Origin of the sequence: Sulfitobacter dubius (assembly GCF_900113435.1) — a bacterium.
GTDB lineage: Bacteria > Pseudomonadota > Alphaproteobacteria > Rhodobacterales > Rhodobacteraceae > Sulfitobacter > Sulfitobacter dubius.
The window spans coordinates 1,098,893-1,118,320 of sequence record NZ_FOPG01000001.1 but is presented as its reverse complement, the minus strand read 5'-3'; the positions used below and the strand labels follow the sequence as shown (position 1 = coordinate 1,118,320).

Annotated in this window: 17 protein-coding genes; 11 read left to right on the top strand and 6 right to left on the bottom strand. The window is 61.3% G+C overall.

Features of this window, described 5'->3' with window-relative positions; translation table 11 throughout:
- Positions 1-6: 6 nt before the first annotated feature.
- The 9 genes from murB to BM229_RS05435 all read left to right on the top strand — a co-directional run bounded on the left by murB (position 7) and on the right by BM229_RS05435 (position 11,686).
- The gene (gene murB, locus BM229_RS05475) at positions 7-954 is read left to right on the top strand and encodes a UDP-N-acetylmuramate dehydrogenase (protein WP_093926623.1); all 948 of its coding nucleotides are present in this window, start codon (positions 7-9) and stop codon (positions 952-954) included.
- An 84-nt stretch (positions 955-1,038) separates the two neighbouring features.
- Positions 1,039-1,962, top strand: coding sequence for a D-alanine--D-alanine ligase (locus BM229_RS05470; RefSeq protein WP_093927227.1), 924 nt, complete (start codon positions 1,039-1,041; stop codon positions 1,960-1,962).
- A complete protein-coding gene (locus BM229_RS05465) occupies positions 1,950-2,831 on the top strand; it encodes a cell division protein FtsQ/DivIB (RefSeq protein ID WP_093926622.1) in 882 nt (293 codons plus the stop codon). The genes BM229_RS05470 and BM229_RS05465 overlap by 13 nt, the downstream gene beginning before the upstream one ends.
- A gap of 30 nt (positions 2,832-2,861) precedes the next feature.
- Complete coding sequence (ftsA, locus tag BM229_RS05460) at positions 2,862-4,196, top strand: cell division protein FtsA (RefSeq protein WP_093926621.1); 1,335 nt, start codon at positions 2,862-2,864, stop codon at positions 4,194-4,196.
- A 174-nt stretch (positions 4,197-4,370) separates the two neighbouring features.
- Positions 4,371-5,981 carry a cell division protein FtsZ gene (gene ftsZ, locus BM229_RS05455; RefSeq protein WP_093926620.1) on the top strand — a complete coding sequence of 537 codons (1,611 nt, stop codon included), beginning with the start codon at positions 4,371-4,373 and terminating at the stop codon, positions 5,979-5,981.
- A gap of 207 nt (positions 5,982-6,188) precedes the next feature.
- Positions 6,189-7,112 (top strand): UDP-3-O-acyl-N-acetylglucosamine deacetylase, encoded by a 924-nt coding sequence (lpxC, locus tag BM229_RS05450; RefSeq protein WP_093926619.1) that lies wholly within the window; start codon positions 6,189-6,191, stop codon positions 7,110-7,112.
- Positions 7,113-7,364: 252 nt separating this feature from the next.
- Complete coding sequence (locus tag BM229_RS05445; RefSeq protein ID WP_093926618.1) at positions 7,365-8,231, top strand: outer membrane protein assembly factor BamD; 867 nt, start codon at positions 7,365-7,367, stop codon at positions 8,229-8,231.
- Between the two features lie 36 nt (positions 8,232-8,267).
- A complete protein-coding gene (gene recN, locus BM229_RS05440; protein WP_093926617.1) occupies positions 8,268-9,938 on the top strand; it encodes a DNA repair protein RecN in 1,671 nt (556 codons plus the stop codon).
- Between the two features lie 62 nt (positions 9,939-10,000).
- On the top strand, positions 10,001-11,686 hold the full coding sequence (locus BM229_RS05435) for a chloride channel protein (RefSeq protein ID WP_093926616.1): 1,686 nt from the start codon (positions 10,001-10,003) through the stop codon (positions 11,684-11,686).
- Positions 11,687-11,693: 7 nt separating this feature from the next.
- Here BM229_RS05435 and BM229_RS05430 read toward each other — a convergent pair whose 3' ends face one another.
- The 3 genes from BM229_RS05430 to cobT are packed head-to-tail and all read right to left on the bottom strand — an operon-like array spanning position 11,694 to position 15,775.
- Positions 11,694-12,038 (bottom strand): DUF427 domain-containing protein, encoded by a 345-nt coding sequence (locus BM229_RS05430; protein WP_093926615.1) that lies wholly within the window; start codon positions 12,036-12,038, stop codon positions 11,694-11,696.
- Positions 12,039-12,070: 32 nt separating this feature from the next.
- Positions 12,071-13,861 (bottom strand): aminopeptidase P family protein, encoded by a 1,791-nt coding sequence (locus tag BM229_RS05425; RefSeq protein WP_093926614.1) that lies wholly within the window; start codon positions 13,859-13,861, stop codon positions 12,071-12,073.
- A 39-nt stretch (positions 13,862-13,900) separates the two neighbouring features.
- On the bottom strand, positions 13,901-15,775 hold the full coding sequence (cobT, locus tag BM229_RS05420) for a cobaltochelatase subunit CobT (protein WP_093926613.1): 1,875 nt from the start codon (positions 15,773-15,775) through the stop codon (positions 13,901-13,903).
- Positions 15,776-15,990: 215 nt separating this feature from the next.
- Here cobT and BM229_RS05415 point away from each other — a divergent pair, with 215 nt between their 5' ends.
- Positions 15,991-16,755 carry a PRC-barrel domain-containing protein gene (locus tag BM229_RS05415; RefSeq protein WP_093926612.1) on the top strand — a complete coding sequence of 255 codons (765 nt, stop codon included), beginning with the start codon at positions 15,991-15,993 and terminating at the stop codon, positions 16,753-16,755.
- A gap of 75 nt (positions 16,756-16,830) precedes the next feature.
- Here the strand turns inward: BM229_RS05415 and cobS are convergent, their stop codons facing one another.
- Together cobS and BM229_RS05405 are read right to left on the bottom strand one after the other, a co-directional pair.
- The gene (gene cobS / locus BM229_RS05410) at positions 16,831-17,817 is read right to left on the bottom strand and encodes a cobaltochelatase subunit CobS (protein ID WP_093926611.1); all 987 of its coding nucleotides are present in this window, start codon (positions 17,815-17,817) and stop codon (positions 16,831-16,833) included.
- Between the two features lie 131 nt (positions 17,818-17,948).
- Positions 17,949-18,575, bottom strand: a complete 627-nt coding sequence (locus tag BM229_RS05405) for a J domain-containing protein (protein ID WP_067625492.1) — start codon at positions 18,573-18,575, stop codon at positions 17,949-17,951.
- Positions 18,576-18,652: 77 nt separating this feature from the next.
- On the opposite strand from BM229_RS05405, the gene BM229_RS05400 reads away from it, so the two are divergent.
- Positions 18,653-18,910, top strand: a complete 258-nt coding sequence (locus BM229_RS05400; RefSeq protein WP_067625489.1) for a BolA family protein — start codon at positions 18,653-18,655, stop codon at positions 18,908-18,910.
- Between the two features lie 9 nt (positions 18,911-18,919).
- On the opposite strand, the gene BM229_RS05395 is transcribed toward BM229_RS05400, so the two are convergent.
- Complete coding sequence (locus BM229_RS05395; RefSeq protein ID WP_093926610.1) at positions 18,920-19,420, bottom strand: DUF4177 domain-containing protein; 501 nt, start codon at positions 19,418-19,420, stop codon at positions 18,920-18,922.
- Positions 19,421-19,428 lie beyond the last annotated feature (8 nt).

Genomic DNA, 19,428 nt, shown 5'->3' with positions numbered 1-19,428 from the left:
GGCGCCATGAATACGCTGAATATCCCCGACCTGCGCGGCAGGCTGACCCCCGACCGCGCCTTGAGCGAACTGACATGGCTGCGCGTTGGCGGGCCTGCAGATTATCTTTTTCAACCCGCTGACATAGAGGATCTGTGTACCTTTATGCGCCGACTGCCACAAAAGGTGGCGGTATTTCCGATGGGCGTGGGCAGTAACCTGATCGTACGCGATGGCGGGCTGCGGGCAGTGGTGATCCGTCTTGGGCGCGGCTTTAACGGGATCGAGATTGACGGCGACCAAGTGACCGCCGGGGCGGCAGCGCTGGATGCGCATGTGGCGCGCAAGGCGGCGGACGCGGGGCTGGATCTTACCTTTCTACGCACCATCCCCGGCAGCATCGGCGGAGCCTTGCGCATGAATGCAGGCTGCTATGGCACCTACACGGCAGACCACTTCGTCTCTGCCCAAGCTGTGACCCGCGCGGGGGAGGTGGTGACCCTCACCGCTGATGACCTCAACTTCCGCTACCGCCAGTCCGACCTTTCGCCCGGCTCGGTGCTGATCAGCGCGACCTTTGCGCCGCCCAAAGCGGAGCCGGAGGCGCTTCACGCGCGGATAGAGGAGCAGCTTGCCAAACGCGATGAAACGCAACCGACCAAGGACCGGAGCGCCGGATCGACCTTTCGCAACCCGGCGGGGTTTTCCTCAACGGGGAAGGCAGATGATGTGCATGACCTCAAGGCGTGGAAAGTGATTGATGATGCCGGGATGCGCGGTGCCACCATCGGCGGGGCGCAGATGAGCCCGAAACATTCAAACTTCCTGATTAATACCGGGGCGGCCACGGCAGATGATCTCGAAACCTTAGGCGAAGAGGTGCGAAAAAAGGTTTACGCTTCAAGCGGTATAAGGCTAGAATGGGAAATTATGCGCGTCGGTGAAAAATTGGGTGATCCGGTGTCGCAGGGCTGAGCCTTTGGGCGGTGGCTAAGTGACGGAAAAACAAAGATAACAACGATAGGGGCCGCAAACGGCCCGAGGCAAAGAGGCACTTTGGTGGGTAAGTCGAGCGGACAGACCCCGACAGTGGCGGTATTGATGGGCGGCCCCTCGGCTGAGCGTGAGGTGTCTTTGTCCAGCGGGCGTGCATGCGCCGCTGCCTTGCGGGAACATGGCGGATATAACGTGGTCGAGGTCGATGCAGGCCGCGATCTCGCTGCCGTACTTGCCGATCTGAAACCCTTTGCCGTATTGAATTGCCTGCATGGCCGTTGGGGCGAAGATGGCTGTGTGCAGGGCCTGCTTGAGTGGCTGCATATTCCTTATACGCATTCTGGCGTGCTGGCCTCGGCGCTGGCGATGGACAAGCAGCGGTCTAAAGACGTGTTCCGCCACGCGGGGCTGCCGGTGCTGGAAAGCGTCATCGCGCCCAAAGCCGATGTGATGGCCTCTCATGTCATGGCGCCGCCCTATGTGGTCAAACCCAACAACGAAGGCTCCTCTGTCGGCGTTTACCTCGTGGCCGAGGAAAACAACGGCCCGCCGCAACTGTCGGACGACATGCCCGCCGAGGTGATGGTCGAGACCTTTGCCCCGGGGCGTGAGCTGACCACTACCGTGATGGGCGACCGGGCGTTGGCGGTGACGGATATCATCACCACCGGCTGGTATGATTACGACGCGAAATACAAGCCCGGCGGCTCGCGCCATGTGGTGCCTGCCGATCTGCCGCAAGAGATTACCGATCTGTGTTTCGACTATGCCCGCCGCGCCCATGCGGCGCTTGGCTGCAAGGGCATCAGCCGTACCGATTTCCGTTGGGATGAGGCACGCGGAGTTGACGGGTTGATCTTGCTTGAGACCAACACCCAGCCCGGCATGACCGCCACTTCGCTCTCGCCCGAGCAGGCTGCGGCCTGCGGCATTTCATTCCCTGAGCTTTGCGCTTGGATGGTGGAGGACGCCTCATGCGATCGCTGATCCGCCGCCGCCCTGAAACAGGCAAGGCCGATCCCGCCCCCTCGCGGTGGTCATGGCGTATGCAGCGGTTGATGCTGACACCGGGCTTTCGCTTTGCCCTGCGCGTGGGGCTGCCTTTCACGTTAAGCCTGCTGGCCGGCACGATCTATATGGCGGATGACGAGCGGCGCGGCACCGTGGTGCAGGCCATCGCCGATGTCCGCGCTAGCATCGAAGAGCGGCCCGAGTTCATGGTCAAGCTCATGGCCATCGACGGGGCGAGTGACATGCTCTCGACCGAAATCCGCACTGCGCTGCCGCTGGAGTTTCCGCTGTCCTCCTTCGATCTCGATCTGCCGCAGATCCGCGAGAAAATCACCGATATTGACGGGGTCAAGCAGGCCAATGTTCGCATCCGCCCCGGTGGCGTGTTGCAAATTGACGTGACCCCGCGCGTGCCCATCGCCGTCTGGCGCAATGAAACTGGGCTGGCTCTGGTGGACAATACCGGCGCGCATGTGGCACGGATCGAGGCGCGGCGCGACCATGCCGATCTGCCCCTGATCGCCGGGGCAGGGGCTGCCAAGGCGGTGCCAGAGGCGCTCAAGCTAATCGCAGCGGCGAACGTACTGGGTGACCGTCTGCGCGGCTTGGTCCGCGTCGGAGGGCGCCGCTGGGACGTGGTGCTGGACCGCGATCAGACGATCATGTTGCCCGAAGAAAATGCGCTGCAAGCGCTGGAACGGGTGATCGCGCTGGAAGGCGCACAAGAAGTTCTCACGCGGGATGTGGCGCGTGTGGATATGCGGTTGGCGGCAAGACCAACCCTAAGAATGAACGAAGATGCCACCCGCGAATGGTGGCACATCAGGCAGCTTTCCGGCCAGTAAGATGGCCATTGGAATCGGGACAGTAACGAAATGATGGACCTATACGACAGTCAGCGTTCGATGCGGCACATGCGCAAATTGGCGATCCAACGCGGGGTGGTGGCCATTTTGGATGTGGGCAGTTCCAAGATCGCCTGTCTGGTGCTGCGGTTTGACGGCATTACCCATGACGGAGAGAATGGCGACATCGGCTCATTGGCCGGGCAATCGGGGTTCCGGGTCATCGGGGCTGCGACCACCCGCTCGCGCGGGGTACGCTTTGGTGAGATTTGCGCCATGGGCGAGACCGAGCGCGCGATCCGCACCGCACTTCAGGCCGCGCAGAAGATGGCCGGTATCCGGGTTGACCACGTTATTGCCTGTTTCTCGGGCGGGGAGCCGCGCAGCTATGGCCTCGACGCTTCGGTGGAACTGGAGGGGCAATCGGTCTCGGAGCAAGACGTGGCGCGCGTACTGGCGGGCTGTGACGTGCCGGAATACGGCGAGGGCCGCGAGGTGCTGCACGCCCAGCCGGTGAACTTTGCGCTGGATCACCGCAGCGGTCTGGCCGATCCGCGTGGACAGTTGGGCAATAGTCTGTCGGTGGATATGCATATGCTGACCGTCGATGCCGACACGGTTCAGCATCTCGCGCATTGTATCAAACGCTGTGATCTGGAACTGGCCGGGATCGCGTCGTCCTCCTATGCCTCGGGCATCTCGGCGCTGGTTGAGGACGAGCAGGAACTCGGCGCAGCCTGTATCGACTTCGGCGGCGGCACCACCGGCGTGTCGATCTTTATCAAGAAACACATGATCTATGCCGACACCGTGCGTATGGGCGGGGATCACGTTACCTCTGACATCTCCATGGGCCTGCAAGTGCCGATGGCCAATGCCGAACGGATCAAGACCTTCTATGGCGGCGTGCATGCCACCGGCATGGACGACCGTGACATGATCGAAATCGGCGGCGAAACGGGCGATTACGAACACGACCGCCGCACCGCCAGTCGGGCCGAATTGATCGGCATCATGCGTCCGCGCGTTGAAGAGATCCTCGAAGAGGTCCGCGTTCGGCTGGATGCTGCCGGTTTCGACCATCTGCCAAGCCAACAGATTGTACTTACCGGGGCAGGCAGCCAGATACCGGGCCTTGATGGGCTTGCCAGCAAGATCCTTGGCCAGCAGGTCCGTCTGGGGCGTCCGCTGCGTGTGCACGGCCTGCCACAGGCGGCAACCGGGCCGGGTTTTGCATCTGCCGTGGGCCTCGCGCTCTTTGCGGCGCATCCTCAGGACGAGTGGTGGGATTTCGACATCCCTGCCGATCGCTACCCGTCACGCTCGCTCAAGCGGGCGGTGAAATGGTTTAGAGACAACTGGTGACCCCAATATCGGGTGCCAAGCCCGAGATAAGGCGGAAACAGGCAAGATTTTGCCCATATTTAGCGTCAAAATGACGTTTTTTAGGTGACGATCCGGCCCTAGGCCGGTAGGGTCGGGTAAATTTGGTCGAAAAAACCCCCGCGGGATGCGGGCAACTGGACAGGCGGACAGCACATGACACTCAACCTTTCAATGCCAGGACAAGATGATCTGAAACCCCGTATCACCGTCTTTGGTGTTGGTGGGGCGGGCGGCAACGCGGTCAATAACATGATCGAAAAAGAGTTGGACGGCGTTGACTTCGTTGTGGCGAACACCGACGCACAGGCGCTCCAGCAGGCCCGGGCCGACAACCGCGTTCAGCTTGGCATCAAGGTCACCGAAGGTCTGGGCGCGGGCGCCCGTGCTAGCGTCGGCGCTGCCGCTGCCGAAGAGAGCATCGAGCAGATCGTTGACCACCTTGCCGGCGCGCATATGTGCTTCATCACCGCAGGCATGGGCGGCGGCACCGGGACAGGTGCGGCCCCGATCATCGCCCAAGCGGCCCGCGAGCTGGGTGTGCTGACCGTTGGTGTCGTGACCAAGCCCTTCCAGTTTGAGGGTGCCAAGCGCATGCGTCAGGCCGAAGACGGTGTTGAGACGCTGCAAAAGGTCGTCGACACGCTGATTATCATTCCCAACCAGAACCTGTTCCGTCTGGCCAACGAAAAGACCACCTTCACCGAAGCCTTCTCGCTCGCCGATGACGTGCTGTACCAAGGTGTGAAGGGCGTGACCGACCTGATGGTCCGTCCTGGCTTGATCAACCTCGACTTTGCCGACGTTCGCGCCGTGATGGACGAAATGGGCAAGGCGATGATGGGAACAGGCGAGGCCGAGGGCGAAGATCGCGCCATCCAAGCCGCCGAAAAGGCGATCGCCAACCCGCTGCTGGACGAAATCAGCCTGCGCGGTGCCAAGGGTGTTCTTATCAACATCACCGGCGGTCACGACCTTACCCTCTTCGAACTCGACGAAGCGGCGAACCGTATTCGCGAAGAAGTGGACCCCGAGGCGAACATCATCGTCGGCTCCACGCTGGACGAGAGCCTTGGTGGCCTGATGCGCGTCAGCGTTGTTGCCACCGGTATCGACGCCACCGATGTGAACACTGAAATGCCGGTCCCGCGCCGCTCCATGAGCCAGCCGCTGCGTCAGAACGTATCGGTTGACGATGTGGCGCAGGTTTCTGCCGCGCAGGCACCCGTTGCAGCACCTATCGCCGCAGAAACAACACAGGAAGTAGAGCAGGCCGCCCTGTTCCAAGACCTTCAGCCGACACAGCGCGACCAAGACCGCTATGAAGAAGAGAACGTCGTCGAAGATGACGATGGTCTGCCCGCACCAGCGTATCAGCCAGAGGTCGCCGCATTTGAGCCTCGTCAAGAAGAAGCGATTGAGGCCGAGCCCGAAGCATTCGTCGCGCCCCGCGCGCCGACGCCCGGCACGCCATCCCCCGAGGCACTGGCCCGGCTGCGCGCCGCTGCGCAAAAAGCAGCGCCCGAACAGCACCGTCAGGCCCAGCAGCAGCAGGGTGAGCAGGGCGACAAAGGTCGCTTTGGCATCAACTCTCTGATCAACCGGATGACCGGCCACGCCGAAGGCGAGGCGCAGCCACGCCCTGCACGTCAGCAGCCTCCGGTGCAGACTCGTGCCTCTGCTGCGGCACCGCAGCCGCAAGAAAGCAATGATCCCGATCAAGAACGCATCGAAATTCCCGCGTTCCTGCGCCGTCAGGCCAACTGAACCGATCACGATAGATGAAGAGAGGGTCGCCTTGGGGCGGCCCTTTTTCGTTTTAGATCAGGCTTTTGCAAACAGCTCGGCACGCTAGCGCCCAAATGTTGCAGTCATGTTTCAGACCGTTGCAAAGATTGAGTTGAGCAAAATGAACCAGCGCCTTAATCCAGAGTTCAACACACAAGAAGATGTTCGAAGCGTGAGGATTACCCGGTGCAGACAACAATTAAATCAGCATTAAGCTTTTCTGGCACAGGCCTGCACTCTGGTCTGCCTGCGACTGTAACACTGCGTCCGGCCTCTGCCCATCATGGTATCTGGTTCTCGCGCAGCGATGTCGCTGTTGGTGACCGTTTGATCCCCGCCCGTTGGGACGCGGTGAACCGTTCGCCCCTCTGCACCAAGCTGGAAAACCGCACCGGCCTGTCGATCTCTACAGTAGAGCATCTGATGGCCGCTGTTTCGGGCTGTGGCATCCATAACCTGCTGATCGAAATCGACGGCCCCGAAGTGCCGATCCTTGATGGGTCTTCCGTGCCTTTCGTGCGGGGCATCATGCAGCGGGGCTTGCGTCAGCTTGCCGCGCCTGTGATGGCGTTTGAAGTGCTTAAGACCGTAACCGTGCAGGATAGTGATGCGACCGCGAGTATTTCGCCAGCCGATACGCTGCGGATCGACTTTGAGATCGATTTCGCCGATGCCGCCATTGGCCATCAGCGCAAATCGCTGACTATGAACAACGGCTCATTTGCACGCGAACTTTGTGACAGCCGCACCTTCTGCCGTCAGGCGGATGTTGAGGCTATGCAGGCCAATGGGCTGGCACTCGGCGGCGAAGCCGGTGAAAACGCGGTGGTTTTCGATGGCGATGCAGTTGTCAGCCCCGGTGGGCTGCGCCATGCGGATGAGCCAGTGCGTCACAAAATGCTCGACGCACTTGGTGATTTGGCACTGGCCGGTGCACCGCTTTTGGGCCATTACGAAGGCAAGCGGGCAGGCCATTCTCTGACCAACACATTGCTGCGCGCGCTTTTCGCGACACCAGACGCCGTGCGTTTGATCACCTGTGATGCGGCTCAGGCGGCACGGCTTCCGGGCTTTGGGCTGGTCTGGGATGAAATCCCGCAGGTTGCCTGATCGAGGGGCGGGTTCACGCGCAGGTTAAGTGATGCCAAACCTCAGGTCGCCCGCACGCCGAAGTGCCATTGAACGCCTCGCCAATGCCTTGTATTCACTAAACTGAAGTGACAAGCCTGCCCCGGTAACACGCCGTTGCGTGACCGCCGATGGGTGGGGGTGGAATGGGCGTTTTGCAACGCAGATTATTGTGCTAGTCACATGCGCAAGAGGGTCAATGACCATGGGTTGGACGATGCAAGGGGTGCGGGCATGACGGTAGCAGGATCGCGCAAGCGGACGATCAGTGCGGTGCTTCTGGTCGCAACATTGGCGGCCTGCGGCGGTGGCGACGGACGATCAGACGGGAGTTTCCTCAACCCAAAGGAAATCCCGCTCGAAACCTACTCGGCCGAGCAGATTTTTGAGCGTGGCGAATATGAGATCACCAACAACAACCCCGGTGAGGCGGCGTTTTACTTCGCTGAGATCGAGCGCCTCTACCCCTATTCCGAATGGGCCAAACGCGCCCTGATCATGCAGGCTTTCGCCTATCACAAGGATCAGGACTACCCCAACAGCCGCTCGGCTGCGCAGCGGTTCATCGATTTCTATCCCGCCGAAGATGATGCCGCCTATGCGCAGTATCTCTTGGCGCTGAGCTATTATGACCAGATCGACGAAGTGGGCCGCGATCAGGGGCTGACTTTCCAAGCGCTGCAATCGCTGCGCGCTGTGATCGAAGATTATCCTGATAGCGAATATGCCCGTTCCGCGATCCTGAAATTTGACCTCGCCTTTGACCATTTGGCAGGCAAAGAAATGGAGATCGGCCGCTACTATCTGCGCCGCGATCACTATACTGCCGCGATTAACCGGTTCCGCGTGGTTGTAGAGGATTTCCAGACAACGACCCACACAGCCGAAGCGCTGCACCGTCTGGTGGAATCCTATCTCTCGCTGGGTCTGAACCAAGAGGCACAGACAGCGGCAGCGGTTCTGGGGCACAACTACCGTGGCTCGGAATGGTACGAAGACAGCTATAAACTGCTGACGGGACGGGGCCTTGCGCCGACCTTCTACAAAGACAATTGGCTGGGTGCCGCCTATCGTCAGACCATCAAAGGCGAGTGGCTATAAAGGGGGTGGGGCAAACCCACCCGACGGTTATTTCCGATGCTGCGCGGACTTGATATTTCGGACATGCTGATCATCGACCGGCTGGAGCTTGGCTTCCAACCGGGGCTGAATGTGTTGACGGGTGAAACCGGCGCGGGCAAGTCTATCTTGTTGGATTCCCTTGGTTTTGTTCTCGGCTGGCGGGGCCGTGCCGATCTGGTACGGCAAGGGGCCGAGCAGGGCGAGGTAACGGCGTGGTTTGATCTGCCGCCAGCCCATCCAGCCCATGCGCTGCTCGAAGAAGCCGGGTTGCCGGGCGGGGACGAATTGATTCTGCGCCGCATTAATACCTCTGACGGGCGCAAGACGGCTTGGGTGAATGACCGGCGCTGCTCGGGCGAGGTGCTGCGGCGACTTTCTGAGACATTGGTGGAATTGCATGGCCAGCACGATGACCGTGGCCTGCTCAACCCGCGCGGCCACCGTGCGATCCTTGATGACTATGCCGGAAATGCCCACGCAATCGCTGGGGTACGGGAGGCTTGGACCGCCCTCGGCGCAGCCCGTAAGGCCGCCGCCGCCGCAGCCGCCGAACGTGACGCCATCGCCGCCGAAGAGGAATTTCTACGCCACGCGGTAGCCGAACTCGACAAACTCGCCCCCGAAGAGGGAGAAGAAGCCACGCTCGACACCCGCCGCCGCCAAATGCAAGGTGCCGAAAAGATCCGCCGCGATGTGGTTAACGCCTATGAGTTAATGGGTCAGGGCGGCGCTGAAACGGCGATGGGCGATGCGCTGCGCTGGCTCGACGGTGTGGCCGACAAGGCCGAAGGCGCGTTAGAAGGCCCGCTTGCCGCGCTGAACCGCGCCATGGTGGAATTGGATGAGGCGATGTCCGGCGTGGCCGATGCGATCGACGGCATGTCATTCGACCCCTACGAATTGGAAGCCTGCGAAGAGCGGCTTTTCGCAATCCGGGGACTGGCGCGGAAACATGACGTGCAACCCGATGAATTGGCTGGGTTCGCCGACACACTGCGTACCAAACTCAACGTGCTTGACGCAGGCGAGGCCGCGCAGGCCGAATTGGAAAAGGCCGTGCACAATGCTCAGGCGCTGTATGACGAACGCGCCGCTGCCTTGACCGAAAAGCGGCGCAAGTCTGCGGCCAAGCTCGACAAAGCCGTGGCGGCCGAACTAGCGCCGCTCAAAATGGAACGCGCCGTTTTTGAAACACAGCTCACCCAAGACGCTCCGGGCCCCGAAGGCCGCGATGCGGTGTCGTTCACCGTGGCAACCAACCCCGGCGCGCCTGCTGGGCCATTGGGCAAGATCGCATCGGGCGGGGAGCTCAGCCGGTTTCTATTGGCGCTTAAGGTCTGTCTGACGCAAAGCCAAGCAGGCCTAACATTGATTTTCGATGAGATTGACCGTGGGGTGGGGGGCGCCACCGCAGACGCCGTAGGCCGCCGTCTGAAGGCGTTGGCGGCTGAGGGGCAGGTGCTGGTCGTCACCCACTCGCCTCAGGTCGCGGCATTGGGCGCGCATCACTGGCGCGTGGCCAAATCGGTTGCCAAGGGCATGACCACCTCAACGGTCACGGCACTCGCCCCCGAAGAACGGGTGGACGAAGTCGCGCGGATGCTCGCGGGCGATACGATCACCGATGCCGCCCGCGCGGCAGCGCAGGCATTGCTTAACGGGCAACAGGGCGCGACGACTTCTTAAATGGCGGTTTTACCCAAGGTCAGCTTGCCCTAGACAGAAAGGGTCCAACTGGTCCAAGTCCCATGCCTCCGCAAGATAACGCATTCTTTTCCCAACAACTGCATCAGGCGCTCGGCGGCTGCAAACAGGGCTGGACGGTGCTGCGCACCCGGGGGCCGGGCAAGATCACCTTTTGGTTCATCGCGTTGTTGGTGGGCATTGCGGCGGGCTTCGCGGCCTTGTTCTTTCGCAAAGGGATCAACTGGTTACAGGCCACGCTTTACGGTACGGACGACGTGCAATTCTTGCACAGCTTTCTCGCCGGGTTGCCGTGGTATTGGGTGGTGCTGATCCCGACGTTGGGCGGGCTGCTTGTTGGGTTGATCCTGCACCGCTTTACCCGCGACGGGCGTGCCCGCAGCGTCGGCGATGTGATCCTCGGGGCCGCCTTGCACGACGGTCGGGTCGAAACACGCGCCGGGGTGGCCTCGGCACTGGCCTCGCTCATCACCCTCTCGACGGGCGGCTCATCAGGCCGCGAAGGGCCGGTGGTGCATCTGGCCGCTGTAATCTCGACCAAGGTCAGCCGCTTTATCAAGGCCGATGGAATCACCGGTCGTGATCTGTTGGGCTGCGCGGTGGCGGCGGCGGTTTCCGCGAGCTTCAACGCCCCCATCGCCGGGGCGCTTTTTGCGCTTGAAGTCGTGCTGCGGCACTTCGCAGTCCATGCCTTCGCGCCCATCGTGATCGCTTCGGCGGCAGGCACGGTAATCAACCGGCTAGAGTTCGGCGGGCTGACCGAGTTCGTCTTGCCCAGCCTTGGGGATGTGCAATTCTACGTCGAACTGCCTGCTTTCCTGCTGCTGGGGCTGACCTGCGGCTTGGTCTCTGTCGTGCTCATGCGCTCGATCTTTTGGGCCGAAGATTTCGGCAACTATCTACAGGCCCGCACCGGTCTGGCGCGTTGGCTACGCCCAGCGGTGGCGGGCGCGATTCTTGGGATTATTGCGCTTTGGTTCCCGCATATTATCGGCGTCGGTTATGAGACGACGTCCCGTGCACTGGTGGGCGAATTGGTCCTGCATGAGGTGATTATCTTTGCTGTGCTCAAGGTCGCTGCCGTGGCGATCACGTTGGGCGGGCGCATGGGGGGCGGCGTCTTTTCGCCCTCGCTGATGGTGGGCGCGCTCACCGGGCTGGCCTTTGGCTTGATCGCGACTGGCGTGTTCCCCGAGATCTCCGGCTCTTCCTCGCTTTACGCGCTGGCGGGCATGGGGGCCGTTGCCGCCGCCGTGCTTGGCGCACCGATATCGACCACGCTCATCGTCTTTGAAATGACCGGAGACTGGCAGACCGGCCTCGCCGTGATGGTCGCCGTCAGCATGTCGACCGCACTGGCGTCAAAGCTGGTGGATCGCTCGTTTTTCCTTACCCAGATGGAACGTCGCGGCATCCATCTGGCGGCGGGGCCACAGGCCTATCTGCTGTCGATGTTTATGGTGGGTCGGATCATGCGCCGCCCGGATGACGAGGACGCCGCCTCAGAAGACGCCTGTTGGGATTTGATTGACAAGGGCACCTATATCGACGGCAGCGCCACGCTTGAGGCCGCTCTGCCGCTGTTCGACCAGACGCATTCCAATTTCATCCCGGTGGTTACCCTCAGCGCCGATGCGCCGCCCGAACTGCTGGGCGCTCTGTTCCACGTCGATGCGCTGAAGGCCTATAACCGCGCCCTCGCCGCCACCGCGGCAGAGGAGCATTCCTGAGCCGCGCTCAGATACGTTCGATGGCGATTTCTTCCATTGGGGTGAAAGCCAGATAGCCCTTGATCGCCGCCACATCCTCTTTGGGGTCTTCGTAAGACCAGACGGCATCTTCCAAGGTGCGGCTTTTAGTCACGACCGAGAAATAGCTGGCCTCGCCCTTATGGGGGCAATGGGTGGTCTTATCTGTACCATCAAGGAAGGCCATTGCGATATCACCACGCGGGAAATAGATCACCGGGGGATAGTCCCCCTCGCGCAGTTCCAGCGCGCCTGTGCTCTCACCCAGCACTGCCCCGCCAGCGCGGACAACCCATGTGCCTTGGGCCGGAGTGATCGTAATATGGTCGGACATGCCGTACCCCCCTTTTTACTGAAATCGGACGCTCATAGCGGCGCCGTTGCCGCATCCAACCACAGTTTTGTAACAGGTGATACCCGCGGCCCGATCTTTTCCGCAACGTCGCGGTGATAGGCGTTCAACCAATCGCGTGCCTCGGGGCTCAGCGCCTTGATATCGATTAAGCGCCGATCAATCGGCACAAGCGTCAACGTGCGCCAATCCAGCATTTTGCGATGCGCGTCACCGCCGGGCAGGGCGGGCGCCTCCTGCACCACCAGCAGGTTCTCGATGCGAATGCCAAAAGCTCCCTCCCGGTAATAGCCCGGTTCATTGCTAAGGATCATACCGGGCTCCAGCGGCACATGGCTCATCCGGCTCAGCCGCTGCGGCCCCTCATGCACCGACAGGTAAGCGCCAACGCCATGCCCCAGACCATGATCAAAATCCTGCCCCGCCATCCAAAGCGGCAGACGCCCGAGCATCTCGATATCCCGCCCGGCCAGCCCGCGCGGCCACCGCAGACGGCTCATGGCGATCATGCCCGACAGCACTCGCGTAAAGGCGCTGCGCGCGTCCTGATCGGGGCTGCCGATGGCAATGGTCCGGGTGATATCCGTGGTCCCGTCAAGGTACTGACCGCCACTGTCGAGCACCAAAAGATGTCCGTCCTGCAGCAGGCTGTCGGTTTCCTCATTCACCCGGTAATGGATGATCGCCCCGTTTGGCCCGGTGCCAGAGATCGTCTCAAAACTGATATCGCGCAAGGAAGGATCTCGGCGGCGCAGCTCTTCCAACTGGCGCACCACCTCGGTCTCCGTGACGGTTCCCGGTTCTTGCGCATCCAGCCACGCCAGCAACTCCACCACTGCTGCCCCGTCACGCAGATGCGCCTCAGCGGCTCCGGTAATCTCGGCCTCATTTTTGCAGGCCTTGGGCAAAGCGCATGGGTCTTCTCCTGCCTCAGCACGGCCCCCCAGCAGCTCGGCAAACAATACCGGAGCCGACTGTCGATCAAGCCGCACCGGGCCCTCCAGCTCGCGCAGATAATCGGACAAATCAGCAGGATCACGCTGCATTACGTGCGGCCCCAGATGATCGGTCAAGACGGTCAGTTTTTCCGCCGCCATAAACAGATCAACGCGCGCATCGTCATGCAGCACAGCAAACCCATGTGCCACCGGATTGCGCGGAATGTCCTGCCCGCGAATGTTAAGCAACCAGTTGTGGCTGTCGGGCAGCGTGATCAGTGCCGCTTTCTGCCCCGCTTCACGCAATTGCACCGCCAAGCGCTGACGCTTAGCCTCATGGCTCTCCCCGGCAAACTCCATAGGATGCGCCGCCGCTACTGCCATCGGTGCGTCGGGCTGATCGTCCCAAATGCGATCCACCATATTGTCCACGCGCCGCATCTCGATACCCGAGCCCGCCAGCGTCTCTTCCAGCCCAGCGATCTGGGCGGGCGTATGCAGCCACGGATCAAAACCAATCACACCGCCCTCAGGCAGCTGGTCCTTCAACCAATCGGCCAAAGACACCTCGGGCCAAGGCACAGGCGTAAAAACCTCCGCCACCTGCGCCTTGACCTGCGTGCGATAGCGCCCGTCGATAAAGACCCCCGCAACGTCCCGCAGTGCTGCACAAAACCCGGCAGAGCCCGTAAACCCCGTCAGCCACGCCAAACGGTCATCACGCGGGGCGACATATTCCCCTTGATGCGCGTCGGCACGCGGGACCAAGAACCCGTCCAAGCCTGCCCGGACCAATTCTGCACGCAGCGCCGCCAAACGCAGGGGACCCTGTTCCGGACGCGCGGTGACCTCGAAACTCTGGAACACACGCCCCTCCTTCATCCTTTTCAAATACCGTCCGACGGCTCAGCCCACGCGACGCATGCCCATGACACGCGCCCGTTTCCGCGGATCACTGTCAAAAAGCGCGGCAAGCTGCTCGGTCATCGCTCCGGCAAGCTGATCCACATCCGTAATCGTCACCGCGCGGTCGTAATATCGCGTCACATCATGGCCGATGCCAATCGCCAGCAGTTCCACCGCGCGGCGTTTTTCGACCATCGCGATCACGTCCCGCAGGTGCTTTTCCAGATAGTTGGCCGGGTTCACCGACAGCGTGCTGTCATCCACCGGCGCACCGTCTGAAATCACCATCAGGATCTTGCGCGCCTCATGCCGTGCCAACATGCGACGGTGCGCCCATTCCAGCGCCTCGCCGTCGATATTCTCTTTCAGCAGACCCTCTTTCATCATCAGACCAAGGTGGTCGCGGGTCCGCCGCCAAGGGGCATCGGCGGATTTATAGATAATGTGCCGCAGATCATTCAGTCGTCCGGGCTGCGCGGGGCGTCCGTCATTTAGCCACGCTTCGCGGGCCTGACCGCCCTTCCACGCACGGGTGGTAAAGCCGAGGATCTCGACCTTCACATTGCAGCGCTCCAAGGTCCGCGCCAAGACGTCGGCGCAGATCGCAGCGATGGAGATGGGCCGCCCGCGCATAGAGCCGGAGTTGTCCAGCAGCAGCGTCACCACGGTGTCGCGGAATTCGGTGTCCTTCTCAACCTTGAAGCTGAGCGGCGTGGTGGGGTTGGCCACGACCCGCGCCAGACGGCCCGCGTCCAGCGTGCCTTCTTCTAGGTCGAACTCCCACGAACGGTTCTGCTGCGCTTGCAGACGGCGTTGTAACTTGTTGGCCAGCCGGCCCACCGCACCCTTCAGCGGCTCCAACTGCTGATCCAGATAGGCACGCAGGCGTTCCAATTCGATCGGCTCGGCCAGTTCCTCGGCCCCGATCACCTCATCATGCTCGCCCAGATAGACGCGGTACTCCGGGTCGGCATCGGATACAGGCGGTGGGGGTGGCGGGTCCATGGGCGCGTCGCCCTCGGGCATATCGGCCTCGTCGCCCAATTCCTGATCCGCCTCGTCATCCATCGAGACCTGCGCCTGACTTTCGTCCTGCTGCTGCTCTTGGCTGTTTTCGGGCGTGCCTTCGGCCTCTTCCTCGTCCTGATCGTCTTGACCGGTGCTGTCGGGGTCTTGCTCCTCCTCTGCACCTTCCTCGGCTTGATCCTCTTGCTCATCGTCTTGGCTGTCCGGGTCGTCGCCCAATTGGTCGCCATAGCCAAGATCGGAAATCATTTTACGTGCCAGCCGTGCAAAATCGGCCTGATCGGCGAGGCTGCCGTCGAGCCCCTCCAAGGTGCCTCCGGCCTGATCCTCAATAAAGCCGCGCCAAAGCTCCATGGCATTCTCGGCCCCGGGGGGCAGCGGTCGCCCGGTGGCGAGATGGCGCACCATATAGCCCGCGGCGACCGAAAGCGGCACGTCGCTGGCTTGTTTGGCCTGATCGTAGCCCTTGCGCAGCGCGTCATGTTTGATCTTTACGTCGATATTGCCCGCTGTGCCGGGCATGTCGCGCGCGCCCATCGCCTCGCAACGCGCGGTTTCCATCGCCTCATACAGCTCGCGCGCCATGTCGCCTTGGGGCGCATAGCGGGCATGGGTTGCTTCATCATGATAGCGGCGGTTCAGCGCCAGCGCATCGGCGGTGCCGCGGGCCAGCAAAACCTCTTCGCGGGTCATCCGGCGGCTGACCTGTGGCAGGCGCATCGCGTCACCGGAAAGCCCTGACGGATCAACGGAATAGCTGACGTTCAGCTCGGCGTCATCGGCCATGACCTTGGTCGCCTCAGCGAGGGCCTTTTTGAACGCGTCAGCGGGGTTGTCGGATTTCTTCATGAGCCCATGCCTCTGTCAGCTATGGCATGAGGTTTGGCAGGTTTTCGCAGGAGGGTCAAAGGGGCAGGACGCCCTGTCCATGCGCCAATTCCCGCCCATAGTTCACGCTAGGCGGGAACCCCCATGCCTGTTTGGGCATTTCCCAATCACATCGACGCAATGATGCCTCTCTGAGATCGGGCACCGCCGCGTCTTGTTTATTAGGAGGAAGAACAATGACCAATCTTATGCAACATGCCAGCCGCCTCGCGCTGGTCACCGTTTTAAGTGCGACCCCGCTGGCCCTTGCCGCGCAGGACACGGCGACGGAGCCGATGACAGAGCCCGCGCAAGAAGAGAGCACCGAGCAAGCGCCGATGACTGATACCGATGCTGCAAGCGATACGGCAACGGATGACACAGCCGCAGAAGAGATGAACGATACGGCAGAGGCACCGGCGACTGATATGGCCCCAGAAGGCGATACCGAAGCCGCTGAAGGCTCTGACGCGACATCGATGACTGATACCGCAGAAACGCCGATGGCTGACGACACTGCGCCCGACGCGATGGCCGAAGCCCCCGCCGATGCAGCCCCTGCCGAAGAGCCGGTGAAGCCTGTCGAAGGCCAGATCACCATGCAGAGTGAGAACACTATCCTTGCCGATGATCTCATCGGCAGCAGTGTATACTCTGACGCGGGCGAGTCGATTGGTGATGTTGACGACCTGATTGTCAATCTTGATGGCACCGTCGAAGGTGTCGTGATCGGTGTCGGCGGATTCCTCGGCATGGGCGAGAAATGGGTCGCGGTTGAGATGGACAGCCTGTCCACCATGACTGACGAATCCGGCACTTTGCGACTTGTGTCCTCGGCCACGAAGGCTGATCTGGAAGCTGCCGAAGCCTTCGTGACAGCTCAGGATATGGAGGCCGCAAGCCAAGCGACTGAAGATCCCGCAGTGGTCCCAGAAGCTGGCACCGCCGAGCCGGTGAATTAAGCCAAGACTACAGTATAGATATGCAAAGGGGCGCTGAAATCAGCGCCCCTATTTATGTTGTAATGTAAGGTTACCTTAACCCAAGCTAAGGCTCGCCGCGCTTTCTGGCAGTTCTTCGTCAAACAGACGCTGGTAGAACTCCGCGACGGTCTGGCGCTCCAACTCATCACATTTGTTGAGGAAGGACAGGCGGAAGGCATAGCCGACGTTACGGAAGATTTCCGCGTTCTGCGCCCATGCGATGACAGTACGCGGGCTCATTACCGTCGACAGTTCACCATTCATAAAGGCGGTCCGGGTTAGATCGGCCACGGTGACCATCTGCTTGAGGGTCTTGCGGCCCTTCTCGGTATTGTAATGCGGGTTCTTGGACAACACGATCGCGGTTTCAGCGTCGATGCTGAGGTAGTTCAGTGTAGCGACAAGCGACCAACGGTCCATCTGCGCTTGGTTAATCTGTTGGGTGCCGTGGTAAAGGCCGGTGGTATCGCCCAAACCTACGGTGTTGGCCGTGGCGAAGAGGCGGAAATAGGGGTGCGGGGTGATGATCTCGTTCTGATCCATCAGCGTCAGCTTGCCGTCATGCTCCAGCACCCGCTGGATCACGAACATCACATCGGCGCGGCCCGCGTCATATTCGTCAAAGACAATCGCGGTCGGGTTGCGCAGCGCCCAAGGCAGGATGCCTTCGTGGAATTCAGTGACCTGTTTGCCGTCGCGCAGTTTGATCGCGTCTTTGCCGATCAGGTCGATCCGGCTGATGTGGCTGTCGAGGTTGACGCGCACAGTGGGCCAGTTCAGCAGGGCGGCGACCTGTTCAATATGGGTCGATTTGCCGGTGCCGTGGTAGCCTTGGATCATGACGCGTCGGTTGTGGGTGAAACCCGCAAGGATCGCCAGCGTGGTGTCAGGATCAAACTTATAGGTGCTGTCGATGTCCGGCACGCGGCTGGTGCGCTGCGGGAACCCTTTGACGACCATATCGGTGTCGATGCCAAAGACATCGCGCACCGAGAGTTCTTCGGTGGGTTTCATGTCATGTTCCAGTGCACCGTCGGCCATCGCTCGTCATCCTTTTCCTTAGGCGCGCGGTCGGGGCCGCGCGCGTATCTGGTGCAACATATCGTGCATATCCGCAAGGGGAAGGGGGCAACTGGTATTATCCGCACCCGGCCGCTGGTCCGGTGGCGGGATCAGTCCTTGAAGTTGCGGCTGCCTTTGATCTGGTCCCATGCCCAGACGACCAGTTGCAACTGCTCTTCCTGACTGCGGTCGCCGCCATTCATATCGGGGTGCAGCACTTTGATCAGCGCTTTGTAGGCTTTGCGCACCTCGGGTTTGGTCCAAGTGTCCTTGGCTTCGAGAATCTCGATCGCGCGGCGCTCGGTCGGGGGCAGGCGGCGGCCCGCTTGCTGGCCCTTGCCGGGGTTCTGGGTCGCGTTCTTGCCCAAAACCTGATGCGGGTCTTCGATGCCAAGGCGTGCCCATGCACGCTGCTCGGGATCACCCAGCGGTTTGGTGGCGCGTTCCCAGACCTTGTCCTTGGACATTTGCGCGTTCAACTCAGCCTCGGTGGTGCCGTCGAAAAAGCTCCACTTCGCGTTGTATTCGCGGACGTGTTGCTGGCAGAACCAGAAGTAATCATCGAGCACATCGGGGGCCTTGGGCGCGCGGAACTTGCCCGGCTCATCGCAGCCTTCATGGTCGCAGATGCGCGTCGATGTCTCTGACGCACCGGACATGCCGCGGCGGCCGCGGGGGTTTTTCTTTTTGGAGGACGACACGGACATGTCGAATCCGAAGGGATCAGCTTTTGGCATGTGGATAGACCTTTCCGACTCAGGCCGGTCACCATATACCCTGCGTCGCAGGATTGAAGGGGGCCGAGGTAAAAAACATGTCGACAACACAAGAGATTTCAGACCGGCTGGAAGCCGCTTTTGCGCCGCGAGAATTGGATGTGGTGGATGACAGCGAAAGCCATCGCGGTCATGCCGGGTTTCAAGAGGGGGGCGAAAGCCACTTTAACGTGCGCATCCGCTCAGAGCGTTTCAAGGGTCAGAACCGGCTGGCGCGGCACCGTGCGGTGCACAGTGCCTTGGGGCCGGATCTGATGGGGCGCATTCATGCGCTGGCGCTGGATCTGGACGAATAAGGCCCGCGTTTAGGGCTTTGATTTGTCCTCATCTTCGTCGGTTTTCTCCGGCGAAGATGCTTCCGACCCTTCCTTTGCCGGGGTGCCGGAAAGAAAGGCAGGAGGTGTCGCCACTTCGGCGGGTTCCTCTTTCACCGGTGCGCCATCCTCAGGCGTGATGGAGGCGGGTGCATCGGCCTGAAGCGCCGTGTCGTCGCCTTCAATCGTGGCGGCCAGTGCAGGTGTTGCAGCAACGGCGGGGGACGGCAGCGGATCAGTATCGTCCGGCTGGCTGGCCGCGTTTGCCAAGCGGCGGAACACCAGCACATTGCGCCATTCTGTCGTCGTTGAGGTCAGGCCAGACCGTTCTTGCGAGGGCAAAGTCTCAGCTCGTTGGTACTCCCAGCCCTCGGCGGCCTGTTCGTTCAGACACTCTTCCAACGTATTGGCAAAGCGCGCTTCGGGGGCTTTCAGACCTTTGGCTTTCTGCCCTTTGGTGGGGGCGGGAAGGATCTTGTATTCGTAGCGCATAGGGGCCT

What these genes read in the sequence shown, in the direction of transcription:
- murB (WP_093926623.1), top strand. Translation starts at nt 7, where the DNA reads ATGAATACGCTGAATATCCCCGACCTGCGCGGCAGGCTGACCCCCGAC.
- BM229_RS05465 (WP_093926622.1), top strand. Translation starts at nt 1,950, where the DNA reads ATGCGATCGCTGATCCGCCGCCGCCCTGAAACAGGCAAGGCCGATCCC.
- ftsA (WP_093926621.1), top strand. Translation starts at nt 2,862, where the DNA reads ATGATGGACCTATACGACAGTCAGCGTTCGATGCGGCACATGCGCAAA.
- ftsZ (WP_093926620.1), top strand. Translation starts at nt 4,371, where the DNA reads ATGACACTCAACCTTTCAATGCCAGGACAAGATGATCTGAAACCCCGT.
- BM229_RS05445 (WP_093926618.1), top strand. Translation starts at nt 7,365, where the DNA reads ATGACGGTAGCAGGATCGCGCAAGCGGACGATCAGTGCGGTGCTTCTG.
- recN (WP_093926617.1), top strand. Translation starts at nt 8,268, where the DNA reads ATGCTGCGCGGACTTGATATTTCGGACATGCTGATCATCGACCGGCTG.
- BM229_RS05435 (WP_093926616.1), top strand. Translation starts at nt 10,001, where the DNA reads ATGCCTCCGCAAGATAACGCATTCTTTTCCCAACAACTGCATCAGGCG.
- BM229_RS05430 (WP_093926615.1), bottom strand. Translation starts at nt 12,038, where the DNA reads ATGTCCGACCATATTACGATCACTCCGGCCCAAGGCACATGGGTTGTC.
- cobT (WP_093926613.1), bottom strand. Translation starts at nt 15,775, where the DNA reads ATGAAGAAATCCGACAACCCCGCTGACGCGTTCAAAAAGGCCCTCGCT.
- BM229_RS05415 (WP_093926612.1), top strand. Translation starts at nt 15,991, where the DNA reads ATGACCAATCTTATGCAACATGCCAGCCGCCTCGCGCTGGTCACCGTT.
- cobS (WP_093926611.1), bottom strand. Translation starts at nt 17,817, where the DNA reads ATGGCCGACGGTGCACTGGAACATGACATGAAACCCACCGAAGAACTC.
- BM229_RS05405 (WP_067625492.1), bottom strand. Translation starts at nt 18,575, where the DNA reads ATGCCAAAAGCTGATCCCTTCGGATTCGACATGTCCGTGTCGTCCTCC.
- BM229_RS05400 (WP_067625489.1), top strand. Translation starts at nt 18,653, where the DNA reads ATGTCGACAACACAAGAGATTTCAGACCGGCTGGAAGCCGCTTTTGCG.
- BM229_RS05395 (WP_093926610.1), bottom strand. Translation starts at nt 19,420, where the DNA reads ATGCGCTACGAATACAAGATCCTTCCCGCCCCCACCAAAGGGCAGAAA.